We start from the raw sequence: 18,620 nt of genomic DNA, 5'->3' as shown, positions 1-18,620 counted from the left end.
TCAGGGCTGAACCCGAACGGAAGGGGCCGGATATTTCAGATCCTCGGACACGCCGCCAGCTGCAGGAATCTCGATCCAGCGATCGACGCTGCCGCCTTCGCATTCCTGCACGACGGGCACGAAGATCGCGTTTGCCGCTGTCTTGCTGACTGTCGCGCGAAACACGAACTCATCATAATAGGCATCTTCAAGCGTGCCGCCCGTCCAGGATATTTCCTTGATCGTCGCGCCAGCTCTGTGGGCGTGCGTCGTTTCAGCCGACGCCTTGTGCACATCGTCGGTCATGATCGCCAGCGTCCAGCCCGGTTTCGGCTGCGGCTTGGCCGATGTCAGCTCGGCCGGAATGGCGATGCGCACACCTGTCGTTGTCTTACCCGAGCAACCATGCGGCAGGCGCAGCACGAATTTCACGGTTGCGCCGGGCGCGACCTCCTTGTTTTCAAAGGTGATATGGGCGCTCGCAGGCAACGCGAGACCGATCGCCATTGTCGCCAGCATTGCGCCGGTCACTGTTTTCAGGGTTTTCATTGTTCTTACCAGCTTTCTTACCAAGTGGCCGCAAGGCCGAGATGCCCAAGCGCCTCGCGGCGCAGTTCGGCCAGACGCCGATCGCCTCGGTGACGGGGATAGGGAAGATCGACGCTGATATCAGCGACGATGCGTGCCGGCCGCGGTCCGAAGATCAGTACGCGCTGCGACAGGAACAGGGCTTCCTCGACATCATGGGTGACGAGCACCGCCGTCAGTCCCGCGCGCTGCCAGAGGCTGACGAGCTCGGTCTGCATGGTCAGCCGGGTCAGCGAATCGAGTTTGCCGAGCGGTTCGTCGAGCAGGAGAAGGCGCGGTTCGTTGACCAGCGCACGAGCAAGCGCCACACGCTGCGACATGCCGCCGGAGAGCTGATGCGGATAGGCTTTGTCGAAGCCCTTCAGCCCTACCAGTTCGATGGCATTATCGATCCGGTGCCGGGAGCGCTTGAGAACGCCCTGCGCTTCCAGCCCGAGCGCGACATTGTCCCAGACTGTGCGCCAGGGAAACAACGTCGGATCCTGAAATACCAGAATACGCGACGGATCCGGCTCGCCGACGATCTCGCCATCCACGTTGAGTTCGCCGCTTGTCGGGTGATCGAGGCCGGCCAGAAGCCTGAGCAGCGTCGATTTCCCGCATCCGGAGGGTCCGAGCAGCGCCACGAAGGACCCCGGCTCCACCGAAAAATCGACATTGTCGAGGACTGGCAGCGGTTCGCCCTCCAGCTCGAACTGGTGCGAGACGTTGCGGATGTCGATCTGCTGACCGACCGCCGGAAGCTCCGCCTTTTTCGTTGCAAGGGCTACCATCGGACAAGGCCTTTCTGCCAGGACAGAGACCAGTCCCGAACACGGAAGAGAATAGTGATCAGCGTCGAGCACATCAGTGCCATGACAAGCAGCGCCGCATACATGTTGGCGTACGCCGCCCACCCTTGAGCCCATTGCAGGTACCAGCCGAGACCGGCCTTGACGCCCAGCATTTCAGCAACGACCAGCACGGCGAAGGATGTACCGAGCCCCATGAACAAGCCGACGAAAACATGCGGCAGGGCCGCTGGGATTGCCACCTTGACGATCAGGAAGAGCGGCTTGGCGCCGAGCGTCCGGGCGATGTCATAATAGTCGCGGTTGACGCTGGCGATGCCCGACCATGTGAGGATGGTGACCGGAAAGGCTGTCGCAAGAGCGATGAGGAAAACGCTGGCAGAGCCGCTGGTCGGGAAGATGAAGAAGGCGAGCGGTAGCCAGGCGGTCGCCGGTAGGGGGCCTATCAGCCGCAGCACGGGATGGACCCAATAGCTCGCAGCCCGCGACCAGCCGATGGTGACGCCGGTCAGGAAGCCGGCAAGTGCACCGAAGAAATATCCCTTGGCCAGAAGAAGAACGGAATAGAACACGCTGATCCCAAGCCGTTCCCAGTCATCGAAAAAGACTTCAAGGATGCTCTGCGGCGAGGAGAAGAACGGCACCGGCAGCAGGCCGGTTTTCGCAGTGACGATTTCCCAACCGGAGACGACCAGAGCCGAGACAAGGAACCACGGCCCGTAATAGCGGATGGTGACGGCGGCCTTGCCGCCGAGCTTGCCGGTCGCCGCAACGACGGCCAGCAGCAGCGCGATCATCAGCGCCCCTGCCGCCAGCTCACGTCCATAGGGCTGCGGAATGATTTCCGGCCACAGCTCGATGAGCGCAGCCGTCCCGACCCAGGCCGCCGCAGCGACAAGGCCGGTCCACCAGACGGACGCGGCGGGACGAACAGAGACCATCTCCTGAACGGCACTGTCGGAAAAAGGGGGATCGATCGAAGCCATGCCCTGTCCCCCTCAAGCCGAAAGCACGTCGGCATAGACCCGATCGGCGAATTCGTTCGGATCGGTCGAGTTCTTGAACACCTGAACGTCGCGCAGCTCCTGCGCATAGAGCGCGATTTCCTGGCGAAGGTCGGCACCCGTCGGATTATGATTGTGTGTCTGGGCGAGAAGCACGCCGACCAGTTCGTCAATCGATTTGTCCTTCGGTGCATTCGGCAGGAAGGCCCTGGCTGCATCTTCCGGCTTGGCAACCGTCCAGTCCTGTGCCTCGAGCAAAGCACGCGTCAGCGCCGTTGCCGTCGGCAGGTCATCGCGGATCAGGCTGCCACGCAGGCCGACGATGCAGCAGACGCGGTTTTCGAAACCGTGATCGAGGTTGGAGGCGACCTGAATGTATTTCGGGTCCTGCAGCCAGAAATAGGCTTTCGGGTCGCCGTCGGCGATCGCGTGAATTTCGCCTTTGTCGGCAGCAAGCTGCAGCAGTTCGCCCGGATATTGCCGCCATTCGACGTCGGCGACTGGATCGATACCTTCCTTGTGCAGAAGAATCGAGAAGAAATTCTTGCCGGGGCTGGCAAGGTCGGAAATGCCGATCGTCTTGCCCTTCAGTTGCGACAGGGTGGTGATCCCCTGCGACTTCAGCGCGACGAGCCGCGAGCATCCACCATGCGTGCCGGCGGTGATCTTGACGTCGAAGCCCTGTTCCAGCGCTTTCAGCCAGCGCAAAGCCATGCCGACGCCGCCATCGGCCTTGCCGGTGGCGATGGCTTCCAGCAGCGCCTCGGTCGAGGCACCGAAATTGACGAGTTCGACATCGAGCCCGTATTTCTTGAAGATGCCGTGCTCCTGCGCCACGAAGACCGGGGCAAGGCAGATTGCCGAGGCGTTGGTGGCGAACTTGATCTTCTTCAGCTCGCCTGCCGGCACCGCCGATTGGGCAAAAAGGCTGCTCGTCGAAAAGCCGGCGAGCGGTACTGCCAGGCTAAGCGCACCAGCCGTCTTCAGGAAGGCGCGGCGATCAACGCCGTTTTTTCTGGATATGGACGTCTTCAGATTCAAGGTCATGATTGTCTCTCTGCCCCTTGGGCATCCGTTGAAGTGAAAGTCGATTGATCGATTATTCAGCGGCCTCGGCGCGGCTAAGTTCGCCGTCTCGCTCGGCGACCAGCTTGCGCAGACGCGGAATGAGATCACGGCCATAATGGAAGGCATCCTCAAGCGGGTCGAAGCCGCGGATGAGGAATGTCGTGACGCCAAGATCGTAGTAGTCGAGCAGCGCATCGGCGACCTGATCCGGCGTTCCAACCAAGGACGTCGAGTTGCCGCTGGCGCCGGTCAGCGCCGCCATCTCGGTCCACAGCCGCTTGTCAAGGCGCGCGCCTTGCGCGGCGGCGGCAAGGAGGCGTCGAGACCCCTCGTTTGGCGGTTCATGTCCTGCAACCTTGGCGTTTACATTGACCAGCCGTTCTCCTGATGCACTGGCCCGAAGCGCCTTTGCCCCTTCAAGGAGTTGCGCAGCCTTCGCCCAGGCCGCGTCCTCCGTTTCGGCGAGGATGGGTCGCAGCGACAGGCTGAAACGGGGGCTGCGGCCATGGGGTGCTGCCGCCTCGCGAACGCGCTTGATCGTCTCTGCAACCTGCGCATGGGTTTCTCCCCAGAGCGCGTAGATATCGGCATGCTTGCCGGCAACCGTGAAAGCCGCATCGGACGAGCCGCCGAAATAGATCGGAATGCCTTCGGGACCTTGCGGCCGGACATTCGAGTGGCCGCGATCGACGGTGTAATATCTGCCGGCATAGTCGAACGGCGTTTCGCTGGTCCATTCGCTGCGGACGACATCGAGATACTCGCTGGTACGAGCGTAACGCTCGTCCTTCGTCAGATGATCGCCATCCTGAGCCAGTTCCTGATCGTTGCCGCCGGTGATGATATGGACGGACACCCGGCCATTCGTCAGGTGATCGAGCGTCGCCAGTTGCCGTGCCGCCAATGTCGGAGCGGTGAAGCCCGGCCGGTGCGCGATCATCAGCTTCAGTTTTGTGGTGATGGCGGCGACATGCTGGGCGATCAGAATGCTTTCGGGCGAGGTCGAGTGGAAGGCGAAGAGGACACGGTCGAAGCCTCCGTTTTCATGGATCGCCGCGGCCGCCGCGATATGCTGCAGATTGATGACCGGGCCGGAGGCCGGGATCGTCTCGGAGGCATTGTGATTTCCGATATACCCGATGATTTCGACAGGCATGGATATCATCCTTTCATGGATCAGAGACCGAGCGCGAGCTTCCCCGCGCCGGTGCGAACGGTGTCTTCCTGGGGACTGTGAATACGGCCGCACAGCACGTCGCGATGGTGACGCTCCAGCGGGTTGTTGCGCGAGACGCCGTGATTGCCGGTGAGCTTCAGCGCCTTCTCGACGGCAAGAATGGCGTTTTCAGTGGTGACGACCTTGATGAGACCGGCTTCAGACGGCGAGACGCCCAGACCTTCGTCGATATCGCGGGCGGCGGATGCAATCAGGCGGCGGTTGACGGCGAGGAGTTCCTCGATCTCGCCGACCGCCTGCTGGATGCGCGGAACGGTGGAGAGCGGCTGGCCAAGGTTGGTTGGGACACGGTTTTGCAGGAACTGCACCAGCCAGTCGCGGGCTGCCTCCGCAACGCCGGTATAGAGCGCGCCGGGTAGGATGCCAAACCAGCCCGCCTGCCCCTCGCCGCGCGCATCCCATTCGGATGGCAGGCGGATATCGACGGCGTGGTCGAGCGGAATGTGGACATCTTCCAGCACCGCATCATGGCTGCCGGTGGCGCGCATGCCGAGCGGGTTCCAGGTCTTCTCGACACGAAAACCGGGGCTGTCGACCGGAACGAGGAAGCCGCCGACGCGTGGGGCGTCTTCGTCGGTTCGTGCCCAGACGATCGCCCATGTCAGACCTTCGACGCCGGTGGAGTAAATCTTTCGCCCGCTGATCGCCCAGCCATCGGCCGTGCATCTCGCCGTCGCCGCCGGCAACCCGCCGCGGATCGGCGTGCCGAGTTCCGGCTCGACCCGCAGGGCGTTGATCAGAGCACCCTTCTTCACCGCGTCGTCGATGACGCGGGAAACGAGATGGACAGGCCAGCGGCTGGCAGGGAGCGTCGCAAGATTGATATATTGCATGATCATTATTAACGCGGTCGAAGGTTCGCCACGGGCGATTGACCGAATGACCTCTGCAGCCTCCGCAAGCCCGGCACCGCTCCCGCCCAGTTCGACCGGTGCCGTCAGGGCGGTCAGCCCCGCCTGTTGCAGCAGTCGAATATTTTCACTCGGAAATTCGGTGCTGGCATCATAGAGATGCGCCGTTCCGGCAAAGACGGCCGAGAGGTCTGCAGCAGCAGCGATCGCGGTCTGCGCCAAGGGCGGCACGTTGCTGCGAAGCGGTGTGACGTTCATCTCGAAAGCCTCCGAAGTTCTGAGAAAGCGGCAGCTGGTAATGGTCATCAGCGTTGTTTACAATATCTACAAATTTAATAGATTAAAGGAATTGATGTTGCCGATCGTGAGCGAATTTAAAAAAATTGGGCGGTCGGTGGCAGGCATTTCGAAAACCTGTCCCTCGCGAGGAAGGCGTCTCTCGTCTTAGGATGTAGGTCAATGCCGGTCCGGAGGGGCCTGCCGCATGTTAAGGAGAGACCATGACCAGCACATCGCTCAATCAGACGCTTGCCGATTTTCAGGCAAACCGGGCGCTCACGATGCCCGCCGACAAACTCAAGATCAACGTCGACCAGCGGCGCCTGCTGGTCGATACCGCCGATCGCTCGGCCTTCGTCAAGCGCGGCGACGCCGTGGGGACCTTCGCGCTCACCGAAGTCGATGAGGGACTGCTGACGCCTCAGGGACTGCTTCCGTCCGGCCCGCTGGTGCTGGTCTTCTTCCGTTTTGCCGGATGCCCGGCCTGCAACATCGCCCTCCCCTACTACAATGAGCATTTGGCCCCGCAACTGGCCGGGCTCGGCGCCACCCTGGTCGGCGTCAGTCCGCAGGTCCCCGAGAAGCTCCGCGCTATCAAGGAGCGCCATGCGCTCAGCTTCCGGGTCGCCACGGACAAAGGCAATGCGCTCGCCCGCCGTTTCGGCGTCACCTATGAATTCGACGCGCCGTCCCGCAGACTTTCGCTGAAGACCGGTACGCCAATCGGCGACGTGACCGGCACGGGAACATGGGAACTGCCCATGCCGACGGTCGTGGTGATCGATCAGAAGGGCATCGTCCAATTTGCCGATGTCAGTCCGGACTGGCTTGTGCGCACCGAACCCGGCGCTATCATCGATGCCGTGCGCGATATCAACCTGCGCGCTGCCGCCTGACCTTCAACGCCAGAATCGGAATTTGTATCTTGACCGACCATCATCACCAAGGCGATGACGCCCACAACCATTCGCACCCGCACGAGGAACGCTGGAAGCATGACGGCGTCCGCGTCATCAAGGGTGACCAGCTGGATTCCAACACAGCCCAGACCCCTGGCATGTTTCGGCAGGCGGCGATCAATCATGCCCGTGTCGGCGCGCAGAAAATCTGGGCCGGAACCGTGGCGATCGAGCCGAACGCCAAGACCGGCGTGCATCATCACGGCGCGCTCGAAAGCGTGATCTTCGTCATACGCGGCAAGGCACGCATGCGCTGGGGAGATCGCTTGCAATTCGTCGCGGAAGCCGGTCCCGGTGATTTTATCTTTGTGCCGCCCTATGTGCCGCATCAGGAAATCAACGCCGACCCCGACAATGTTCTCGAATGTGTCCTCGTCCGCTCCGACAATGAGGCCGTCGTCGTCAACATCACGGATGTCGATCCGGTCGAGGATCCACAAGAGGTCTATTGGGTCGATCCCATACATGACCATCCAGACGGTCGGAAATAAACATTTCGTCCCGACGTCAGGGCGGCGGTATTACCATTCCGCTGCAGGTCGGCAGTGGCGGGATCGATCGAAGACGAGAAATCGACAGCGAAGACCACGGCGACCTCGACGTCCAGCCCTTGTGCCTGATCTGTTCCGGAGGGACGTGCCTCAAATCCCGTTGCGGACATGGCAACAATCGCCATCGCCTGTTCCGCCAATGACCAAATGCCCATGAACCCCTCCTGCCGGTTTCCGCGCGGGACGATTGCGGCTGTTGGCCCTGCATCGTCGCCTTTACGACCGGACCCTTGTCGAGGAAGCGATTGCGTGAGACCCCCTTATGGGGGTTGCGGGGAGAAATAACAGCTGTCGATGTATAGGCGCCACGCCATGGACAGGCCTGAATTTCCAGCTTAGGTTGTTGGCTAATCATTGATCAGCCAGTCGTTTCATGTCTCTTATCTGTTTGCGCATACCAGCACTGCAGGGGGTAAGGCGGTGGCGATTGACGTTGATCGGCAGGACTTCTTGCGAGCGGCAATTCTCTCGAATACGCCGGAGATGCCCTCGGCATCACAAGGGAAACCGCCCGAAGCAGGATCAAGGCCATCTTCGAGAAGACCGAAACGCATCGCCAAGGCCATCTCGTAGCACTGCTGGCCTCATTGACGTAAACACGGAGACAGGAGGCTGAAACAGATCGTCCTGACCGTTGGCGGGCTCGTCGCAGAGTTTTCGGGTAGAATGAGCGCGTTGCAGCTCTCATTAAGCATCAGAAGGTGTATCCCATGATGTCAAACTGATCTTTCCGATCTCCGGTCATGGCCGCCCGCGCAAGCATCCAATCCCCGACACGCTTTCGCTTGCAGCCGAGACGATCCTGACGCCTGCACGCTGGAAGACGGTCAGTTGGCGTCGTGGCACGAAAGGCCGACTGACCGCACGCTTTGCCGCATCGCGGACCGCACGCCGCAAAGCATTCAAGACAAGGGACAACAATACATGCCGGGCGAGGAAGCTTGGTTGGTAGGCGAGGGGCGCTCGAGCGGCGAGCGCAAATAATGTCTGTCCAACCTGCCGGCCGATGCGACGTCGAAAATGTTGGCTGCCGCCATCAAGGCACGATGGGTCTGCCAACAATCACATCAGCAGATGAAAGGGGAACTTGGCCTCGATCACTTCGAAGACCGATCATGGCAGGGACTCCATCGGCACGCACTGATGACAGTGAGCGCCTATGCCGTCCTCTAGCACCAGAGATTGCAGACCGCAAAGTGGGAAAAACAAGCAACGAGTTTGTCGTGGGCCACCTGAGCCGACCTTGCCAGCAGTGCGAAGAGCCGTCATCAACGCACTTACTATACCGAAAGCGAAAAATTCAATTCTGCCAAAGTGGTGCTAGGCACTGAAAACGTGCGCGCTGGAAGGATCGAAACCGAGCGTGATGGCATCGCCGCGCGCGAGCCGTGATGCCGCTTCATGGCCGAACGGCAGGCGCACGGACAGCGCTTCGCCGCTCTCTGCCGTAGCGGCGACGTGGATATTGCTACCGAGAAAGGTGATGTCGGTTACGGTGGCCGCAAGATTGGCGCCGCCTTCCGCGGCGGATCCGCACGTCAGGGAAAGGCGCTCCGGCCGCAGCATCAGCGCCGCCGTTTCACCGATAGCACCCAGCCCGTGCAACGGCACGCCACGGATAGCGCTGGATCCGATGGTAACATCGGCGCGTCCATCCTGCGCTGCAATGATCCGGCAATCGATAAAATCACTGTCGCCGACAAACTCCGCGACGAAACGGGTGGTGGGATTTGCGTAAAGCTCCGGACCGGTGCCGATCTGGTCGATCACGCCCCTGGAGAACACGGCGATCCGATCGGACAGCCGCAGCGCCTCTTCCTGGTCGTGCGTGACGTAGAGGATGGTAACCTCGGTCTCCTGGTGGATACGGCGGATTTCGTGCTGGATCTCCTCGCGCAGCTTCTTGTCGAGCGCCGACAGCGGCTCGTCCATCAACAGCACAGGTGGATCATAGGACAGCGCCCGGGCGAGCGCCACGCGCTGCTGCTGGCCGCCGGACATCTGGGCGGGCTTACGATCCTCGAACCCTTCCAGCCGCACAAGCTTCAGCATCTTCTTGACCTTGGCGTCTATCTCCGCCTTCGGCAGCCTGCGGACCTTCAGCGGAAAGGCGATGTTCTCGCCGACGGACAGATGCGGGAACAGGGTATAGCGCTGGAAGACCATGCCAATATTGCGCTTGTGCGACGGCGTCGAGATCAGGCTTTGGCCTTCGAGCAGGATGTCGCCTGCCGTTGGGTTCTCGAAGCCGGCAAGAATATAAAGCGTCGTGCTCTTGCCGGAGCCAGACGGCCCAAGGAACGTCATGAACTCGCCGCGCTCGACCGTGAGATTGACCTCCTGAACGGCGGTGACGATGCCATAGTCCTTTCGCAAGGCGCGGATCTGCAGGAAGGGTTGGCTCATGATTTCAGTCCTTTGCGCAACAACGCGACCAGCAGCATCAGGGCGATGGTGACGACGATGAGAAGGGTTGAGGCGGCAGCGATCACCGGCGTCAGGTCCTGGCGCAGCGTCGCCCAGATCTTGACCGGCAACGTCTGTAGCGTCGGGCTCGCCATGAAAATCGCCAGCACCACCTCGTCCCAAGAGGTCAGGAACGAGAAGACGGCGGCCGAAAACGGGCCGTGTCTGATCGACGGCAGGGTGACGCGGATCTTGGCTTCCAGCGGGCTGGCGCCGCACAGCACCGCCGCATCCTCGATCGACCTGTCGAACCCCTCAAGCGCATTGGTGATCGAAAGGATCGAAAATGGCAGCGCCACGACCAGATGGGCGATGACGAAGCCCGTGACGGTCCCGTTCAGCCCCACCCGCAGGAAGAAGGCGTAGAGCGCAACCGCAAGCACAACCACCGGCAGGATCATCGGCGTCAGGAACAAGGCCCGAAGCCCCTCCTTGCCGATGAACCGCCCCCGAACCAGTCCGAACGAGGCGACCATACCGATCAGGACGGACAACACCGTTACGATGGCTGCGATATAAAAGCTCGTGCCGGCAGCTTCCAGCCAACGCGGATCGGCAAAGAACATGGCGTACCATTTCAGCGTCCAGCCGGGCGGCGGAAAGATCAGCCATTGCGACGAGCCGAAAGAGAGCGCTGCGATAAAGATGATCGGCAGGATGAGGAAGGCTGAGGTCAGGCCGGTGATTGCGATGAGCGCCCATTTCCATCCGCCGAGACGATCGAAGTTCAGCAGCATCTCAGCGTCCCTCCATCCGTGCTGTGCCGAACAGCCGAAGCTGGACCGCGTATAGCGTGAGCGTCACGACCAGCAGCACCAACGCCGCCGCACCGCCCATGCCCCAATTGACCAGAGACTGCACGAACTGCGCGATCAGTTCGGCGAGCATCATGTTGGCCGTCCCGCCGAGCAGCGACGGCGTGACGAAATAGCCGAGCGACATGACGAAGACCATCAGCGCTCCGGACACCATGCCGGGTGCTGCCAGCGGAATGAGGATGCGGGTCAGCGCCTGCCAGCGGGTCGCACCGCAGAGAGCCGCAGCCTGCAGGATAGCCGGGTCGATCTTGCGGATGACGCCGTAGAGCGGCAGGATGATGAAAGGCAGCATGATATAGGTCATGCCGATCGTCACGCCGGTCAGGTTGTTTACCAGCGGCAACGGCTCGCTGATCAGGCCGAGGCCCATCAGAGTCTTGTTGATGACGCCGGTACGCTGCAGCAGCACCATCCAGGCATAGGTGCGGGTCAGGAGATTGGTCCACATCGACAGGAGCAGGATGGAAAAGACGACCGACGACAGTCGCGATGGCATGATCGCCAGCGCCCAGGCGACGGGAAACCCGATCGCCAGCGTCACCACTGTGACAAGTGCGGATACGACGAAAGTGTTGAGAAAGATCTTCAGATAGGTCGTCGACCCGAGCAGGGCCGCGTAGTTACCAAGCCCCGGCTCCGGCTCGAGCACGCTGCGCAACAGCAGCGACAGCACCGGAAGAATGAAAAACACCACCAGCAGGAGCAGCGCCGGCAGCGTCAGGGCGAAATTCATCGGCCGCAGCCCCCGGGGCTTTGTCGTCACTGGTGGATTGTCTTGCGCACTCAGCAAGGCCATGCCGAAAACCCTTCCGAAGAAATGCCGGTCAACTGAAAATGCGGGCACGACCGTGCCATGCCCGCATTGATCGTCATTTTGCCTGCCAGGCGTACCAGCGCTCGCCGATCGCATCGCGATTTTCGGCCCAGTAACCCATGTCGGCATTGACCTGGCTTGCCGTTTGTTGATCCGGCAGGGTCTTGGCGACCTCGGCATCCATCAGTTTCGGTGAGTCGAGATTGATCGGCGCGTAGCCGGTGCCCTTCGCCATTTCAGCCTGCGCTTCGGGCGAGGTCGCCAGCGCGATGAACTTCATCGCTGCGTCCTTGTTCTTCGCACCCTTCGGCACGACCAGGGCGTCCGCTGCCGTGATGTTCTGATCCCATGAGGTCTCGACCGTCACGCCGGTCGCCGCAAGCGCCGTCAGGCGCCCGTTCCAGAACGAGCCGAATGGTGCCTCGGCGGATGCCAGGAGTTGCTGGGATTGCGCACCGCCGGTCCACCAGATGATGTCGGCCTTGATCGTGTCGAGCTTCTTGAAGGCACGGTCGAGATCCAGCGGATAGACTTTGTCCGGCGCAACGCCATCAGCCAGAAGTGCGGCCTCGACGACACCCGGCGCCGACCATTTGTAGAACGCACGCTTGCCGGGAAATTTCGCTGTGTCGAACAGATCGGCCCAGCTTTTCGGGCAGGCCGAGACAGCATCCTTGTTGCAGCCGATCACGAAGGAATAGTAGAAGCTGCCGACCGAATAGTCGGTGACGAAACGCGGATCGAGCTTGCTCTTGTCGATAACAGCAAAATCGAGCTTCTCCAGAAGTCCGGCCTTGCCGGCCTGCACCGCATAGTCGCCCTCGACATCGACGACGTCCCAAGTGACGCCTGATGCTTCGACCATGGCCTTGATCTTGCCGTAGTCGGTCGGGCCGTCCTGCAGCACGTTGATGCCGGCCTTTTCCGTGAATTTGTCGGCCCAGGCCGCCTTCTGCACGTCCTGTGTGGTGCCGCCCCAGCTTGTGAAGACCATGTCTTCGGCACGGACCTGCGTGGAGAGAGCCAGTGTTGCGGCGATAGCCGCGATGATCAGTCTGTTTTTCATGTTCCCTTGCTCCGTTTGTTTGGACTGTTTTTCTTGGCTTGCGGGACAGCCGTTCGCTGTCCGTCCCGGGTTCTCCCTGGAAGGTGGCAAAATCCCGAAATCTCGTGTTCATCGAGCTTGTAGCTCTGCGCCGGTTCAGACCGGCCGCGTTCCTCCCGCCGGTGAAAAGGGTGCCGGTTTCAAAATCTTGTTTTCGGCGACCTCGATCAGGTCGCGGATTTTCGGCAGGAATGCCTGCCAGGCCGGGTCTGCCAGTAGCTGGGCGCGGCGCGCTTCCCGGTCGTCCAGGCTGGCGAAGGCCCAGATATGGACGATCTCGTTGATCACGCCGATTTCCGAGAAGAAATAGCCGAAGAGTTCGCCCAGATGCCTCTTCTGGATGGCGATGCCCTCGTCTTCCACCACCTTGAGATAGGCAGGGATCGCTCCGTTCTTCAGCCGGTAGGTGCGCATCTCGTAGACCATGGCCATCACCGCATCACGAAGGGATCAGGGATCGGATCGTCGGACGTGCGCAGCCAGACCGTCTTCGTCCTTGTATAGCCAAGTGCCGCGGCAAGCCCGCCTTCCCGCCCGTCGCCGGAAAGGCCCGAGCCGCCAAATGCAGCGATCGGCGAAACCGCCCGATAGGTGTTCACCCAGACGACACCCGCATGCAGCGACTTCATCAGCCGATGCGCGCGCGTTAGGTTCTGGGTGAAAATGCCGGAGGCAAGACCGTAGAGCGTGTCGTTGGCCAGCGCCAGCGCCTCGGCCTCGGTGGTGAACGAAACGACGGACAGAACGGGCCCGAAGAATTCCTTCTGCAGCGATGGCGAGCTTGTATCGTCGCAGTCGAGAATGGTTGGGCGGTAGAAATAGCCATCGCCGTCCGGAGCGCTGCCGCCGGTGACAAGGCGAGCCCCGGCATCGAGCGAGGCGGCAACCAGCGTTTCGATATGCTGGCGCTGCCGTCTGGTAGCAAGCGGGCCGACTTCAGTGCCAATGTCCAGCGGCGACCCGATACGGATCGCCTCGGCCTTGGTCTTCAGGATATCGAGAAACCGGTCCTTGACGCTGCGCTCGACGATCAGCCGGGACGCGGCAACACAGCTCTGGCCGGTGGCCGCGAAGATGCCGGCGATCTGGGCATTAGCAGCACTTTCCAGATCCGCATCGGCAAAGACCAGCAGTGGTGATTTCCCGCCAAGCTCCAGCGACGTGGAGGCAAGGTTTTCCGCCGAACTGCGCACGATATGGCGCGCAGTTTCTGCTCCCCCGGTAAAGGCGATATGGGCGACCTTCGGATGCGCGGTCAGCGCCGTGCCGCAGGTGGCGCCGAAGCCCGTCAGGATATTGACGACGCCTGCCGGAAATCCGGCTTCATCGACCAGCCGGGCAAATTCGAGCAGCGGACCGGGGCCATCTTCCGAAGCCTTGACAACCAGCGTGCAACCGGCAGCCAGCGCCGGGCCGATCTTGACCGCCGCCAGGAACAACTGGCTGTTCCACGGCACGATGGCTGCCACCACGCCCACCGGTTCGCGGCGCAGCCAGACCTCCATATCCGGCTTGTCGATCGGCAAGTGCGCGCCCTCGATCTTGTCGGCAAGCCCGGCATAGTAGCGATAGTAGTCGGCGACATAGGCGATCTGCGACGAGGTCTCGCGGATGATCTTGCCGGTGTCGCGCGTTTCGATCTCGGCCAGTCGCGGCGCGTTGGCGGCCACGAGGTCGGCCAGCTTGTAGAGCAGCTTGCCGCGCTGCGTCGCCGTCATTTTCGGCCATGGGCCATCGCCGTACAGCGCGTCATGCGCGGCAGTGACCGCGCGGTCCACATCTGCGACCCGGCTTTCCGGCATTTCCGCCCAGGAAAGCCCGGTTGCCGGATCGACGCTTTCAAAGCGGGCTTGCCCCTCCTCGAAACGGCCATCGATGTAACACTGGAATTGCTGCATCGGTCTACTCCGCAAAGGCCGGCATGACGTCGGCGATGAAGCGTTCGAGCGAAGCCTTCTTGCGCTCGAAACTCATGCCGGTGTCGATCCAGAAGGAATATTCGTCATAGCCCATGGCCTCGTAAGCCTTCAGTCGGCCGATGACGGTGTCGGCGTCGCCGACGACGTTGTTTCGACGCATGATATCGCCCGACAACATGGCATTGGCGGCGATGTCCTCGGCGGAGATCCGTTCGATCAGGCCCTGGTGGATCGGCTTCTCGTTCTTGAACCACGCGAAAAAGTAATTGTAGTAGACGCTCATCTCATGCGCGGCCTGCTTGATATCGGCCTCGTCGGAGCCGACATAGGTGTGGCGCAGAAGCATGATCTTCGGCCGTTCGATCGCCGGGTTCTGGGCACAGGCAGCATTGAAACGGCCCATCAGCGTCTCGACCTCGTCGTCCCCCTGCCAGAGCGGCGTCACCTGGACGTTGCAACCATTGGCCACCGCGAATTCGTGGCTGTTCGGATCGCGGGCAGCGACCCAGATCGGCGGATGCTGCTGGATCGGCTTCGGCGCCGAGGTGGTCGAGGGAAACTTGTAGAATTCGCCGTCATGGGCGTAGTCACCCTCCCAGAGTTTCTGGACCGCGGGGATCAACTCGCGCATGCGCTGGCCCGCGCCCCAGGCGTCGAGACCCGGCAGAAGGCGTTCATATTCGAAGGAATAGGCGCCGCGCGCGATGCCGATATCCAGCCGGCCGTCGCAGATGAGATCGGTCATTGCAGCCTCACCCGCCAATTTGATCGGATGCCAGAAGGGCGCGATCACCGTGCCGGTGCCGAGCCTTGCATGCTTGGTGCGGCGGGCGAGATCGGCGATGGTGATGAACGGATTGGGCGCGATGGTGAAGTCCATGCCGTGATGTTCGCCGGTCCAGATGGCATGCATGCCGCCTTTGTCGGCGATTTCGCACAGCGCCACGAACTCCTCGTAGAGGCTCTTGTGATCCTGGCCCGCATCGAGGCGTTCCATATGGACGAAGAGGGAAAACTTCATGACGGTCAGGCCTTCCTGGATATCGGGTGAACCTTGCCGGCGATTTCATTGCCGAAATAGACGCCGAAATTGCCGATCGAACTTTCGAAGGCAAAGCGCCTGAGAATATCTGATGTCGCCGGGCTGGCGCAGGCCTCCGGCGGAACCTCGGCCGGTGAGACAAAGCGTCCGGCCTTCGGTGTTCCGGCGACGGCGGACGCGCGATAGACGATATGCTGCCGGTTGTCGATCCGGCTTTCATAGACCGAATAGAGAAAGCCGATCGACACTGACAGGCCGGTCAGGTCCTGCAGGTAGTTGCTCAGCGCCTGCGCCGGTTCGCTGCCTTCCATGGCGCATGTCGGCAGGCTGAGACGATCATCGCCAAGCATCAGCACCTGCCCGTCGCGTTCGAGAACAGCACTCAGTTGCGCCTCGCCTTCCGCTGCGGCAGAGACGGCCTTGCCCGCCAGCGCCGGGGAAAAGTAGCTGCCCCGGACATAGCCGAGGCCGTTCAGACCGCTGTTTCCGAAGCGTTTCACACGACCGATCAGGATGACATGGTCGCCAGCCTCGACCACCTGTTCCATCGCGCAGTCGAACCAGGCAGCAACATCGGCAAAGACCGGCGCTCCACCCGGCACACTCGACCATTCGACGCTGGCGAACCGATCGGCGGCCGGGCGGGCGAAGGTATTCGACACATCCTTCTGGGTTTCCGACAGGATGTTGACGGCAAAGCCGGGCGCTTCGGTCATCGTCGCAAAATTGCGCGATGTCTTGGCCAGACAGACAAGCAAGAGCGGCGGATCGAGCGATGTCGAGGTGAAGGAATTGGCGGTAAAGCCGATCGGCTGGCCTGCTTCGTCATGGGTGGTGACCACCGTCACGCCGGTTGGGAACGCGCCGAAGGCATCGCGCAAAGCACGTGCGTCAATCATCGTCTCGTTCATGTCCGCTCCTCCTTGCGCGCCAGCCAGTCAGCAAGGATCGTATTGACCTCGTCGGGGGCCGTCAGGTTGACCATATGCCGATGACCGTCGATGAGCACGGCGTAGCCCGCGGGTGCTGCCTGCGCCATCGCCTGCGCCATGGCCGGCGTCGAATTCGGATCGTCCGATCCCGTCAGGAACAATGCCGGGCAGCGGATTCTCGGCCAGCAATCGGCATAGGTGCCGTCGCCGGCGGCAAAGGCCTGGTAAGCCGTCGCATATCCGTTCTGGTCTACCGACGACAGCCAGTCATGCGTCAGCCGGTAGACGGCGCTGTCCCTGCTGTCCTCTCCGAACCAGCGCAGCAACGGGCCGTCGAAGTCGATCATGCCATCGCGGATCTCTGCGGCTCGGGTCAGGACTGCCGCGCGTGCTGCGGAGTCTCGACGGTAGACGCCGTTGAGCAGGGCGACGCGGGCGATCCTGTCACCCAGGGTCGCCGCCGCGCCACCGGCGATCAGCGCTCCCATCGAATGACCGGCGATGCTGACATTCTCAAGTTTGAGATCGTCGAGCACGGTGGAAATCCAGCCGACGAAGGCTTCCAGTCCGGCGCCCTGCGGCAGGCTTTGGCTTTCACCATGTCCCGGCATGTCGACCGCGATCACGCGATGCGTCCTGCCCAATGCTGCCATCTGCGGCGCCCAGGCCTCGAGGCGCATGCCAACCCCATGGATCAGCACCAGCGGTTCGCCGCTGCCGGTTTCGGCAAAGGCCGCGCCCTGTTGCGTCTGCAACCGCCGGACCGTCATCATCTCAGACCGCTGCCGGATTGTTGACGTCGTCGTTGCCGAGATCCTTCAGGTCCTGGTAGCGATCGCCGATGCGATGATGCGGGCGGCCACCGACCGAAGCGCCGAGCGCAATGAGGATTTCGCCGGCCGCCGGCGCATCGGGGACCGATGTCTGGATGGTCAGGTAATGCGAGCGGCGTCCCTCGTCGTTCTTGTCCATCAGCGGGATCATCACCGGCGCATTGGCCGGCCCGCGCGTATTGCAGAAGGCCAGGTAGGACTTGGCTCCGACCGCCTGCCGATAGTGATTGCCAAAGCGAAGCGTATGGATGAGCGCTGACGCATGCTCGATTTCGCCGTCGAGGCCGACAACCGCCGACTTGCCGTAGGCCTCCACCATGTCGCCCGAACCGACAGCATCGATGATCATCTTTGTCAACAACGCACCGAGTACCGGCGCGGCGGCATGAATTTCCGGTTTCAGATCCTCGACGAAGCCGTGTCCCGCCCAAGGGTTCTTGATCACGGCGATAGCTGAATACAGCTTCAACGGAACGGGAGCCGCCTTGCCGCCTTCGATCAGTGTGGTTTCCACCTGCAGCAGGGTCTTGCGGATTTCGAGCGCCATAGTTTCTCTCGTATTATGTCAACTGACTGTAGGATGGTATACCATAATATCACGTGTCAAGCTTGTTTCGAATCTTTCTTGCGTCTAAGAGGAAACATGACTCAAAATCGACTGGCCCCCACCGCTGCTGAAACCGCGCTCCACATCGATTCGCTGCGTATCGAAAACCCGCCGATCACCCTGCGTGAAATGGCGCTCGACAGGCTGCGCAACGCCATCATCGCCGGCGCCTTTGCGCCAGGGCAGAGATTGGTGGAGCGTACTTTGTGTGATCAACTCGGCGTCTCGCGCTCTGTGATCCGGGAGGTACTGCGCCATCTGGAAGCGGAAGGACTGGTCGAGACAGCCCCCAAGCAGGGTCCGATTGTTGCCCTGCTCGACTGGAACCTGGCCCGGCAGATCTACGATATCCGCACCGCGCTCGAAACCACGGCGGTCGCCGATTGTGCCCGCAATGCCGACGCGGCCACCAAGGAAAAGCTGAAAAAGGTGCTGGAGGACCTTGATCGAAACTCCGCCAAGGACGACGCGCTGACAATCCTTTCGGCAACGACGGAGTTCTACGAGACGATCTTTCTCTCCGGCGGCCACGAAATCGCCTGGGATATCGTAAAGCGCCTGAACGGTCGTATTTCAAGGCTGCGGGTCATGACGCTTTCCACCACAAACCGTAAGGTTTCCGGCCCGGCAAAGATGCGCGAGATTTTCAACGCCATTCTACGCAACGACCCCGACGCCGCAAGCGTGGCATGTCGTGACCATATTTCCGAAGCCGCCGGAATTGCTCAAACGCTGCTAGCCTTAGAAAAGGACCTCGACCAGAAAGTTTAGTTTGGT

Annotated in this window: 18 protein-coding genes and 4 pseudogenes; 4 read left to right on the top strand and 18 right to left on the bottom strand. The window is 61.5% G+C overall.

All coding sequences use genetic code 11. The features are described 5' to 3' along the window. From PY308_RS22775 to PY308_RS22750, 6 genes are read right to left on the bottom strand one after another with little or no spacing between them, the layout of a single operon-like run. Complete coding sequence (locus tag PY308_RS22775) at positions 1 to 528, bottom strand: YcnI family copper-binding membrane protein (RefSeq protein WP_275791556.1); 528 nt, start codon at positions 526 to 528, stop codon at positions 1 to 3. A gap of 17 nt (positions 529 to 545) precedes the next feature. Continuing rightward, positions 546 to 1,340: an ABC transporter ATP-binding protein gene (locus PY308_RS22770; protein ID WP_275791554.1), complete on the bottom strand. Its 795-nt coding sequence runs from the start codon at positions 1,338 to 1,340 to the stop codon at positions 546 to 548. Further along, positions 1,334 to 2,344, bottom strand: coding sequence for an ABC transporter permease (locus tag PY308_RS22765; protein WP_275791553.1), 1,011 nt, complete (start codon positions 2,342 to 2,344; stop codon positions 1,334 to 1,336). Before PY308_RS22765 ends, PY308_RS22770 begins: the two co-directional genes overlap by 7 nt. Before the next feature lie 12 nt (positions 2,345 to 2,356). Beyond that, positions 2,357 to 3,409, bottom strand: a complete 1,053-nt coding sequence (locus PY308_RS22760) for an ABC transporter substrate-binding protein (protein WP_275791552.1) — start codon at positions 3,407 to 3,409, stop codon at positions 2,357 to 2,359. Between the two features lie 52 nt (positions 3,410 to 3,461). Continuing rightward, positions 3,462 to 4,586, bottom strand: coding sequence for an LLM class flavin-dependent oxidoreductase (locus PY308_RS22755; RefSeq protein WP_275791550.1), 1,125 nt, complete (start codon positions 4,584 to 4,586; stop codon positions 3,462 to 3,464). Positions 4,587 to 4,606: 20 nt separating this feature from the next. Continuing rightward, a complete protein-coding gene (locus PY308_RS22750; protein ID WP_275791549.1) occupies positions 4,607 to 5,776 on the bottom strand; it encodes an acyl-CoA dehydrogenase family protein in 1,170 nt (389 codons plus the stop codon). Positions 5,777 to 6,018: 242 nt separating this feature from the next. On the opposite strand from PY308_RS22750, the gene PY308_RS22745 reads away from it, so the two are divergent. Continuing rightward, complete coding sequence (locus PY308_RS22745) at positions 6,019 to 6,693, top strand: peroxiredoxin-like family protein (protein WP_275791548.1); 675 nt, start codon at positions 6,019 to 6,021, stop codon at positions 6,691 to 6,693. Positions 6,694 to 6,722: 29 nt separating this feature from the next. Next, entirely contained in the window at positions 6,723 to 7,247 is a 525-nt protein-coding gene (locus PY308_RS22740) for a cupin domain-containing protein (protein WP_275791547.1), read from the top strand. An 11-nt stretch (positions 7,248 to 7,258) separates the two neighbouring features. On the opposite strand, the pseudogene PY308_RS23110 reads toward PY308_RS22740, so the two are convergent. Continuing rightward, positions 7,259 to 7,417 (bottom strand): annotated as a pseudogene (locus PY308_RS23110) (DUF1194 domain-containing protein); the annotation flags it as partial. Between the two features lie 579 nt (positions 7,418 to 7,996). On the opposite strand from PY308_RS23110, the pseudogene PY308_RS22730 reads away from it, so the two are divergent. Beyond that, a pseudogene (locus PY308_RS22730) lies at positions 7,997 to 8,480 on the top strand (transposase family protein); the annotation flags it as partial. Between the two features lie 147 nt (positions 8,481 to 8,627). Here PY308_RS22730 and PY308_RS23105 read toward each other — a convergent pair. From PY308_RS23105 to PY308_RS22680, 11 genes and pseudogenes are all read right to left on the bottom strand, one after another. Next, positions 8,628 to 8,915, bottom strand: a pseudogene (locus PY308_RS23105) (TOBE domain-containing protein); the annotation flags it as partial. Positions 8,916 to 8,980: 65 nt separating this feature from the next. Further along, a pseudogene (locus PY308_RS22725) lies at positions 8,981 to 9,713 on the bottom strand (ABC transporter ATP-binding protein); the annotation flags it as partial. Further along, complete coding sequence (locus PY308_RS22720) at positions 9,710 to 10,510, bottom strand: ABC transporter permease (RefSeq protein ID WP_275791544.1); 801 nt, start codon at positions 10,508 to 10,510, stop codon at positions 9,710 to 9,712. The gene PY308_RS22720 and the pseudogene PY308_RS22725, both read right to left, overlap by 4 nt. A gap of 1 nt (position 10,511) precedes the next feature. Further along, positions 10,512 to 11,324: an ABC transporter permease gene (locus PY308_RS22715; protein ID WP_275791619.1), complete on the bottom strand. Its 813-nt coding sequence runs from the start codon at positions 11,322 to 11,324 to the stop codon at positions 10,512 to 10,514. Between the two features lie 136 nt (positions 11,325 to 11,460). Continuing rightward, on the bottom strand, positions 11,461 to 12,471 hold the full coding sequence (locus PY308_RS22710) for a polyamine ABC transporter substrate-binding protein (protein ID WP_275791543.1): 1,011 nt from the start codon (positions 12,469 to 12,471) through the stop codon (positions 11,461 to 11,463). A 135-nt stretch (positions 12,472 to 12,606) separates the two neighbouring features. Then, the gene (locus tag PY308_RS22705; RefSeq protein ID WP_275791618.1) at positions 12,607 to 12,936 is read right to left on the bottom strand and encodes an NIPSNAP family protein; all 330 of its coding nucleotides are present in this window, start codon (positions 12,934 to 12,936) and stop codon (positions 12,607 to 12,609) included. Between the two features lie 5 nt (positions 12,937 to 12,941). Beyond that, a complete protein-coding gene (locus PY308_RS22700) occupies positions 12,942 to 14,408 on the bottom strand; it encodes an aldehyde dehydrogenase (protein ID WP_275791542.1) in 1,467 nt (488 codons plus the stop codon). Positions 14,409 to 14,412: 4 nt separating this feature from the next. Next, a complete protein-coding gene (locus PY308_RS22695) occupies positions 14,413 to 15,450 on the bottom strand; it encodes an LLM class flavin-dependent oxidoreductase (RefSeq protein ID WP_275791540.1) in 1,038 nt (345 codons plus the stop codon). Positions 15,451 to 15,455: 5 nt separating this feature from the next. Further along, positions 15,456 to 16,382 (bottom strand): flavin reductase, encoded by a 927-nt coding sequence (locus tag PY308_RS22690; protein WP_275791538.1) that lies wholly within the window; start codon positions 16,380 to 16,382, stop codon positions 15,456 to 15,458. Then, positions 16,379 to 17,176, bottom strand: coding sequence for an alpha/beta fold hydrolase (locus tag PY308_RS22685; protein WP_275791537.1), 798 nt, complete (start codon positions 17,174 to 17,176; stop codon positions 16,379 to 16,381). The genes PY308_RS22690 and PY308_RS22685 overlap by 4 nt, the downstream gene beginning before the upstream one ends. Position 17,177: 1 nt before the next feature. Next, positions 17,178 to 17,783 carry an amino acid synthesis family protein gene (locus tag PY308_RS22680; RefSeq protein WP_275791535.1) on the bottom strand — a complete coding sequence of 202 codons (606 nt, stop codon included), beginning with the start codon at positions 17,781 to 17,783 and terminating at the stop codon, positions 17,178 to 17,180. A 96-nt stretch (positions 17,784 to 17,879) separates the two neighbouring features. Between PY308_RS22680 and PY308_RS22675 the strand changes: the two genes are divergently transcribed. Continuing rightward, on the top strand, positions 17,880 to 18,614 hold the full coding sequence (locus PY308_RS22675; RefSeq protein WP_275791534.1) for a GntR family transcriptional regulator: 735 nt from the start codon (positions 17,880 to 17,882) through the stop codon (positions 18,612 to 18,614). The last annotated feature ends 6 nt before the right edge of the window (positions 18,615 to 18,620 follow it).

It is taken from the genome of Pararhizobium gei (assembly GCF_029223885.1).
Taxonomy (GTDB): domain Bacteria; phylum Pseudomonadota; class Alphaproteobacteria; order Rhizobiales; family Rhizobiaceae; genus Pararhizobium; species Pararhizobium gei.
The sequence above is the reverse complement of the archived record's forward strand: the minus strand, read 5'-3'. Positions and strand labels throughout refer to the sequence as shown.